Raw genomic sequence first — 8,020 nt, forward strand, 5'->3', positions numbered from 1 at the left:
GCGCACGGGTGGCATCGATAAATTGCTTGGTTGCATCATCGATTTCCGGGAAAAAGATATCCGCGGGCAATTTTTGCTGAAGTTCCATTCTTTGCTACTAGTGGGCTAATGACCCCATTCTTTGACTACGGGATCTGAACTCATTAACGCCTGTTGAGCGAACTGGTTGACAAACTTTTTTTGATTCTTTGTGTGTTGCCCAACAGGAAATATTAGCGTCCCCCAGGCCTTGTATAATGCTGCCAACATTAAGGCCTCGCTCACTATGACTAATACTACTCACTTCGGTTATAAAACCGTCAATGAAGACGATAAGGTAAAGGAAGTCGCCAAAGTCTTCCACTCTGTTGCCGCAAAGTACGACGTCATGAATGACCTGATGTCGGCCGGCCTGCACCGTATCTGGAAGACCTTCACCATCGCCAACGCGGCCGTGCGTCCGGGCATGAAGGTGCTGGACATTGCCGGCGGTACCGGCGATCTGGCCAAGGTCTTCGCCAAGCAGGCGGGGCCAACGGGCGAGGTCTGGCTGACCGATATCAATGAGTCCATGCTGCGTGTGGGACGCGACCGCCTCTTGAACCGCGGTCTGGTGACCCCCACCTTGCTGTGTGACGCGGAGAAGCTGCCATTCCCGGATAACTACTTCGACCGTGTCAGCGTGGCTTTCGGCCTGCGCAATATGACGCACAAGGATGTCGCCCTGTCCGAAATGCGCCGCGTGCTGAAGCCGGGCGGCAAGCTGCTGGTGCTGGAGTTTTCCAAAGTAGCCGAGCCGTTGCAGAAGCCTTACGACTTCTATTCCTTCACGGTGCTGCCGTGGATGGGCCAGAAAGTGGCCAATGATGCGGAATCCTACCGCTACCTGGCCGAGTCCATCCGCATGCACCCGGATCAGGAAACGCTGAAGACCATGATGCAGGCTGCGGGTCTTGAGCGCGTGGAGTATTACAACCTGACGGCTGGTGTGGCCGCTTTGCATACCGGTATCAAAATGTGAGAAGACTGATGAACTTCAAGAAATTCCTGGTCGGCCTGACCATTGCCGTCACCGCCATGGGCGTGATGGCCGAACTGTCGGCACGCCCGATGGGCGGCGGCCGTTCCTTCGGACGCCAGTCGTCCAGTGTGAGCCGCATGCCGGCCGCGCCGGCGCCGTCCCAGTCGCCTTCGATGGCGCCGCGCCAGGCTGCCCAGCCGGCGCCGGCTCCCGCCGTGCCACCGGCCGTAACGCCGAAACCGCCTAGCCCATGGAAGGGCATTCTGGGCGGCGCGCTGCTGGGCCTCGGCCTTGGCGCGCTGTTCTCGCACTTCGGCATGGGCGGCGCGATGGCCAGCGCCTTCGGCTCGATCCTGATGATTGCGCTGGTTGGCGGCGTGATCTTCTTCCTCTTTAATATGCTGCGCCGCAAGCAGGAACCGCGTCCGGTATCGGCGTTTGGCGGCCAGCAGAGCTATAACCAGTCGTATAACCAGACGCCGGAAATCGGCTCGGGCATCAGTCAGCCGGCCGCTTCCCAGCCGGTGCAGCCGGAGCCGGTGGCCGCACCAGCGGCGCCTGCGCATCAGCAGTGGGGCGTGCCGTCGGACTTCGATACCCCGGCCTTCCTGCGTTCGGCCAAAGGCAATTTCATCCGCCTGCAAGCGGCATGGGACAAGGGCGACGTGGAAGACATTCGCGAGTTCACCACGCCGGAAGTCTTCGCCGAGCTGCGCATGCAGATCCAGGAGCGCGGCGCGACCAAGGATTACACCGACGTGGTGCAGATCGACGCCGAGCTGCTGGGCATCGAGAACGACGGCAAGGACTACCTGGCCAGCGTGCGCTTCACCGGCATGATCAAGTCGGCGCCGGATGCGCTGGCCGAGCCGTTCAAGGAAGTCTGGAACCTCGTCAAGCCGGTATCCGGCGACCGTGGCTGGCTGCTGGGCGGTATCCAGCAAATCGCTTGATGGCGGCGCAGCTRCTGTCAAACTGGTAAGATCTAGACCGCTCCGGCTTTCCGGGGCGGTTTTTGTTTGTTCACACGTTTATGCTCCCATTTTCCTTGCCTTCGCTGGGCGTGCCCGTCGCCGCCACCGTCAACCACTTGCTGGCGCAGGAGGCCTGGGCGCGCGCGGAACTCAGATTCCACGCCGGGAAAGTGGCGGTGATCGATGCCAGCCCCGCCACGCTGCGCCTGCGCGTGACGCAGGACGGCATGGTGGAAGCGGCGCCTGCCGCAGCCGCGGCCAATGTCACGATCCGCCTCAAGCTGTCCGACCTGCCGCTGATCGCACAGAACCGCGAGCGCGCTTTCTCCTATGTGCAGATCGAGGGCGACGCGGAGTTCGCGAACGCCATCTCGCACCTGAGCCAGTCGCTGCGCTGGGAAGCCGAACATGACCTGGAGCGTGTCGTTGGTCCGATCGCTGCCGTGCGCATGGTGCAGGGCGCGAAAGCCGCCGTGAGCGCAGCGCAGACCGGGCAGCGCAAGCTGGCCGAGAACGTGGCCGAATACTTCCTCGAAGAGAAGCCGCTGCTGATTCGCCCCGTGCTGGCGGAGCAATTCGGCGCAGACGTTGTGAAGCTGCGCGATGACGTGGAACGCGCCAGCAAGCGCCTTGAAAAACTCGAACAGAAACTGGCGCGCCGTGCCGCCGCGCACGACACTCCCGAAGCTCAATGATCCGTAAATTCCTCAGGCTTTTCAAAATCGTTCGCGTGTCCGTCAAATACGGACTCGACGAAATCGCTATCTCCGGCTTCGATAAGCCACGCATCAGCAAATTCCTCGACTTCGTCTTCTTCTGGCGCGACTTGTCGACGCCGCGCGGCGTGCGCCTGCGCCGCGCGCTGGAAGAGTTGGGACCGATCTTCGTCAAATTCGGCCAGGTGCTCTCCACCCGCAGCGATCTGATTCCGCCCGATCTGGTTGTCGAGCTATCGCGCCTGCAGGACCGCGTGCCGCCTTTCGATTCGGATACCGCCATGGCGATGATCGAAGCCTCGCTTGGCGCGCATCCGGATGAATTGTTTGCGCGCTTCGAGCGCGTGCCTGTGGCCTCGGCRTCCATTGCGCAGGTGCACTTTGCGGCGCTGAAGGATGGCACGCAGGTCGCGGTGAAGGTACTGCGCCCCGGCATGAAGCGCCTGATCGATGAAGACGTGGCGCTGATGCGCATCGCGGCCAACTTCATCAACAGCGTGTGGGCCGATGCGCACCGCCTGAAGATTCAGGAGGTGGTGTCCGAGTTCGACAAATACCTGCACGATGAGCTGGACCTGATGCGCGAGGCGGCCAACGCCAGCCAGCTGCGCCGCAACTTCGCCGATTCCCAGCTGCTGCTGGTGCCGGAGATGTTCTGGGATTACTGCTCCAGCAATGTGATCGTCATGGAGCGCATGCACGGCATTCCGGTATCGCAGGTGGATCGCCTGATCGAAGCGGGCGTGGACCTGAAGAAGCTGTCCTCCGACGGCGTGGAGATCTTCTTCACCCAGGTGTTCCGCGATGGCTTCTTCCACGCCGATATGCATCCGGGGAATATCCTGGTGTCGATTGATCCGCGCACTTTCGGCCGCTATATCGCGCTGGACTTCGGCATCGTCGGCACGCTGAACGATTACGACAAGGATTATCTGTCGCAGAACTTCCTGGCCTTCTTCCGCCGCGATTACAAGCGCGTGGCGGAAGCGCACATCGAGTCCGGCTGGGCGCCGAAGGAAACCCGCGTGGACGAGCTGGAGTCGGCGGTGCGCGCCTGCTGCGAGCCGATCTTCGACCGTCCGCTGAAGGACATCTCCTTCGGCCAGGTGCTGCTGCGCCTGTTCCAGACTTCGCGCCGCTTCAATGTGGAAGTGCAGCCGCAATTGGTGCTGCTGCAGAAAACCCTGCTGAATATTGAAGGCCTGGGCCGCACGCTGGACCCGGAGCTGGACTTGTGGAAGACCGCCAAGCCGTATCTGGAGCGCTGGATGGCCGAGCAGGTGGGCTTCCGCGGCTTGATCGAGCGCCTGAAGGCCGAAGCGCCGCGCTATTCGCACATTCTGCCTGCGCTGCCACGCCTGGCGCAGCAGGCGCTGATTGTGGCTGGCGAGCGCGATGAAGTCGGGCGGGAATTGCTGCGCCAGGTCGTGGCCGAGCAGCGCCGCACCAATCGGCTGCTGGCCTTCTTTGTGTTCTTCGTGGGCGCATTTGTGGTTGGCGCGATTGGCTTCCAGGCTTATCTGCGCTGGCGCGGAGGGATGTAATGCCGGAGTTCCGCACGCGCGACCCTTTGTCGCCAGCGTTCTGGGATGAACGTTTCGATAAGACTTTTACGCCATGGGACCGCGGTGCGGCGCCTGAGCGCCTGCGGCGCTTTGTCACCGAAACCGCAAACCAGGTGGCTGCCACGGCGTGGCAGCCACCAGCTCTTGCGCCGCGGGTTTTGATTCCAGGCTGCGGGGCCGGATACGAACTGGCCTTGTTGTCCGAGGCGGGCTGGGACGCCACTGCGATCGACTTCTCCCCCTCCGCTGTGGCAGCTGCGCGACAAAACGTCGGCACGTGGGCAGGCCGCGTGGTGGAAGCGGATTTCTTTGCCTACGCGCCGCCCAAGCCGCTCGATGTCATTTATGAACGGGCCTTCCTGTGCGCCATGCCGCGCCATATGTGGCCACAGGTGATCCAGCGCTGGGCGGCCCTGCTGCCGGAAGGCGCGCGGCTGGTGGGTTATTTCTATTTCGATAACAACGAAAAAGGCCCGCCGTTCGGCGCCAACCGCGAGGAACTGGTAGCGCAGCTGGAACGGGATTTCGTGCTGGAACAGGATGAGCCGGTGGAAGACTCCATCCCTGTCTTCCAGGGCAAGGAGCGCTGGATGTCCTGGCGCCGGAAAAAAGGCTTATAATTCAGGGTTTTGATGTTTTTTGCGGAGTAAAGATGCCTATCTATGCTTACCGCTGCGAGGACTGTGGCTTTACGAAGGACGTGCTGCAAAAGATCTCCGATCCGCAGCTGACCGATTGCCCATCCTGCGGCAAATCGACCTTTAAGAAACAGCTCACCGCTGCCGGTTTCCAGCTCAAAGGCACCGGCTGGTATGTGACGGACTTCCGTGGCGGCAGTGCGCCAGCCACCGGCGTGTCCAGCGGCACGGGCGCCAAATCCGACGCCCCGGCGGCGGCACCCGCTGCGCCGGCAGCTGCTGCACCCGCCAAGTCGGAATAAGCTCCGCACTCAAGGAACACGATGCGTAAATATTTCATTACCGGTTTGCTGATCCTGGTCCCCCTGGCGATTACCGCCTGGGTGTTGAACATTATCGTCGGCACGCTGGATCAGTCGCTGCTGCTGGTGCCTGAGCGCTGGCAGCCGCACACGATCATCGGCTTCGATATACCGGGTCTGGGCACCATCCTGACCATCCTCATCGTGTTCCTGACCGGCCTGCTGACCAATAACCTGGTCGGCAATTTCGTCGTCAAGCAATGGGAAAAGCTGCTGCACCGCATTCCCGTCGTGAGCTCGCTGTATGGCAGCGTCAAGCAGGTGTCGGACACGCTGTTCTCCTCGTCCGGCAACGCCTTCCGCAAAGCCGTACTGGTGCCTTACCCGCACGCGAACTCGCGCACCATTGGTTTCCTGACCGGCGTTCCTGCCGCCGGTGTGGCCAAGCACCTGGACGAAGAATTCATCAGCGTCTACGTGCCGACCACGCCAAATCCTACTTCGGGCTTCTTCCTGATGCTGCCGAAGAAAGACGTAATCGAACTCGACATGACTGTCGATGCCGCGCTGAAGTACATCGTTTCGATGGGCGTTGTCGCCCCTGAATAAATCCAACCTGAACTGAGAATCAATATGTCCATGCGTACTCAATACTGCGGCCTCACCACTGAAGCACTGTTAGGCCAAACCGTCAGCCTGTGCGGCTGGGTACACCGTCGCCGCGATCACGGCGGCGTGATCTTCATCGACCTGCGCGACCGCGAAGGCCTGGTGCAAGTTGTCTGCAATCCTGAGCAGGCGGACGTGTTCAAGGTCGCCGAATCCGTGCGTAACGAGTACTGCCTGCGCGTGACCGGCGTGGTGAAAGACCGTCTGGCCGGCACCGTCAACAACAACCTGAAGTCGGGCAAGATCGAAGTGGTCGCATCGAAAGTGGAAGTGCTGAACGCTTCCGTGCCGGTGCCGTTCCAGCTGGACGACGACAACCTGTCCGAAACCACCCGCCTGACCCACCGCGTGCTGGACCTGCGCCGTCCGCAGATGCAGAACAACCTGCGCCTGCGCTACAAGGTGTCGATGGAAGTGCGCAAGTACCTGGACAACCTGGGCTTCATCGATATCGAAACCCCGGTGCTGACCAAGTCCACCCCGGAAGGCGCCCGCGACTACCTGGTGCCGTCCCGCGTGAACGCCGGCGAATTCTTCGCTCTGCCGCAATCGCCACAGCTGTTCAAGCAGCTGCTGATGGTGGCCAACTTCGACCGCTACTACCAGATCACCAAGTGCTTCCGTGACGAAGACCTGCGCGCTGACCGCCAGCCTGAGTTCACCCAGATCGACTGCGAGACTTCCTTCCTGACCGAACAGGAAATCCGCGATCTGTTCGAAGACATGATCCGTAAAGTGTTCAAGAACACCATGGACGTGGACCTGCCGAACCCATTCCCTGTGATGGACTTCGCCGAAGCCATGGGCAAATACGGTTCCGACAAGCCGGACATGCGCGTGAAGCTGGAATTCACCGACCTGACCGACGTGATGAAGGACGTGGAGTTCAAGGTGTTCTCCGGCGCCGCCAACATGAAGAACGGCCGCGTGGTCGGTATGCGCGTGCCGAAGGGCGCCGACATGCCGCGTTCGGAAATCGACGCGTACACCCAGTTCGTCGCCATCTACGGCGCCAAGGGCCTGGCTTACATCAAGGTCAACGAGAAGGCCAAGGGCCGTGACGGCCTGCAGTCGCCGATCGTGAAGAACATCCACGACGAAGCCCTGAACAAGATCCTGGAAATGACCGGCGCACAAGACGGCGACCTGATCTTCTTCGGCGCGGACAAGGCCAAGGTTGTGAACGACGCGATCGGCGCGCTGCGCGTGAAGATCGGCCACTCCGAGTTCGGCAAGGCCGCCGGCCTGTTCAACGACGTGTGGGCACCGCTGTGGGTGATCGACTTCCCGATGTTCGAATACGACGAAGAAGAAGACCGCTGGACCGCAACCCACCACCCATTCACTTCGCCAAAAGACGGCCACGAAGACATGCTGGAAACCGATCCGGGTTCCTGCATCGCCAAGGCCTACGACATGGTGCTGAACGGCTGGGAACTGGGCGGCGGCTCGATCCGTATCCACCGCGAAGAAGTGCAGTCGAAGGTGTTCCGTGCGCTGAAGATCAACGCTGAAGAAGCCCGCGAGAAGTTCGGTTTCCTGCTGGACGCACTGCAGTACGGCGCGCCTCCACATGGTGGCCTGGCATTCGGCCTGGATCGTATCGTGACCCTGATGACCAAGTCCGATTCCATCCGCGACGTGATCGCCTTCCCGAAAACCCAGCGTGCACAGTGCCTGCTGACCCACGCACCGTCGCCAGTGGACGAGAAGCAGCTGCGTGAACTGCACATCCGCCTGCGTGCGCCTGAACCGAAGGTCGCCGGCTAAAACCCGCGGCCAAAAGCAGGTGGCAGGCACAATGTGCCTGCCACCAGGTTTCCGTTTTGGGTTCTGAACGCGTATGCGGCCTTACAAAATCCCGGAATCAGTGCTGGTGGTCATCCACACCAGCGACATGCAAGTGCTGCTCATTGAGCGCGCCGACAAAACCGGTTACTGGCAATCAGTAACCGGTTCCAAGGATCTTCCCGACGAGCCTTTGCTCACCACGGCCACCCGCGAACTGTTCGAAGAAACCGGCATCGTTGCCGACGGCAAGAACATTGTTTTACGCGATTGGGGCCTCTCCAATATCTACGAAATCTATCCCGTCTGGCGTCATCGCTACGCACCCGGCATCACGCACAACACGGAGCATGTGTTCAGCGTAGAAG

The 8,020-nt window shown here is 61.0% G+C and carries 9 protein-coding genes; all 9 read left to right on the forward strand.

Going from position 1 to position 8,020, the window contains the following annotated elements:
• Positions 1-265: 265 nt before the first annotated feature.
• On the forward strand, positions 266-1,000 hold the full coding sequence (ubiE, locus tag AB4Z11_RS15550; protein WP_442026152.1) for a bifunctional demethylmenaquinone methyltransferase/2-methoxy-6-polyprenyl-1,4-benzoquinol methylase UbiE: 735 nt from the start codon (positions 266-268) through the stop codon (positions 998-1,000).
• A gap of 8 nt (positions 1,001-1,008) precedes the next feature.
• On the forward strand, positions 1,009-1,953 hold the full coding sequence (locus AB4Z11_RS15555) for a Tim44 domain-containing protein (protein ID WP_442026153.1): 945 nt from the start codon (positions 1,009-1,011) through the stop codon (positions 1,951-1,953).
• An 80-nt stretch (positions 1,954-2,033) separates the two neighbouring features.
• Positions 2,034-2,669 carry a ubiquinone biosynthesis accessory factor UbiJ gene (locus AB4Z11_RS15560; RefSeq protein WP_442026154.1) on the forward strand — a complete coding sequence of 212 codons (636 nt, stop codon included), beginning with the start codon at positions 2,034-2,036 and terminating at the stop codon, positions 2,667-2,669.
• A complete protein-coding gene (gene ubiB / locus AB4Z11_RS15565; protein ID WP_442026155.1) occupies positions 2,666-4,234 on the forward strand; it encodes a ubiquinone biosynthesis regulatory protein kinase UbiB in 1,569 nt (522 codons plus the stop codon). The genes AB4Z11_RS15560 and ubiB overlap by 4 nt, the downstream gene beginning before the upstream one ends.
• Positions 4,234-4,875 carry a methyltransferase domain-containing protein gene (locus AB4Z11_RS15570; protein WP_442026156.1) on the forward strand — a complete coding sequence of 214 codons (642 nt, stop codon included), beginning with the start codon at positions 4,234-4,236 and terminating at the stop codon, positions 4,873-4,875. Before ubiB ends, AB4Z11_RS15570 begins: the two co-directional genes overlap by 1 nt.
• A gap of 32 nt (positions 4,876-4,907) precedes the next feature.
• On the forward strand, positions 4,908-5,195 hold the full coding sequence (locus AB4Z11_RS15575) for an FmdB family zinc ribbon protein (protein WP_442026157.1): 288 nt from the start codon (positions 4,908-4,910) through the stop codon (positions 5,193-5,195).
• A 21-nt stretch (positions 5,196-5,216) separates the two neighbouring features.
• The gene (locus AB4Z11_RS15580) at positions 5,217-5,804 is read left to right on the forward strand and encodes a DUF502 domain-containing protein (protein WP_442026158.1); all 588 of its coding nucleotides are present in this window, start codon (positions 5,217-5,219) and stop codon (positions 5,802-5,804) included.
• A gap of 24 nt (positions 5,805-5,828) precedes the next feature.
• Positions 5,829-7,634 (forward strand): aspartate--tRNA ligase, encoded by a 1,806-nt coding sequence (gene aspS, locus AB4Z11_RS15585; protein ID WP_442026159.1) that lies wholly within the window; start codon positions 5,829-5,831, stop codon positions 7,632-7,634.
• A gap of 73 nt (positions 7,635-7,707) precedes the next feature.
• Positions 7,708-8,020: dihydroneopterin triphosphate diphosphatase (nudB, locus tag AB4Z11_RS15590; protein ID WP_442026160.1), on the forward strand; the 313-nt coding region annotated here is incomplete at its 3' end.

Origin of the sequence: Pseudoduganella sp. RAF53_2 (genome assembly GCF_052113985.1) — a bacterium.
In the GTDB taxonomy this organism is placed as follows: Bacteria; Pseudomonadota; Gammaproteobacteria; order Burkholderiales; family Burkholderiaceae_D; genus Rugamonas.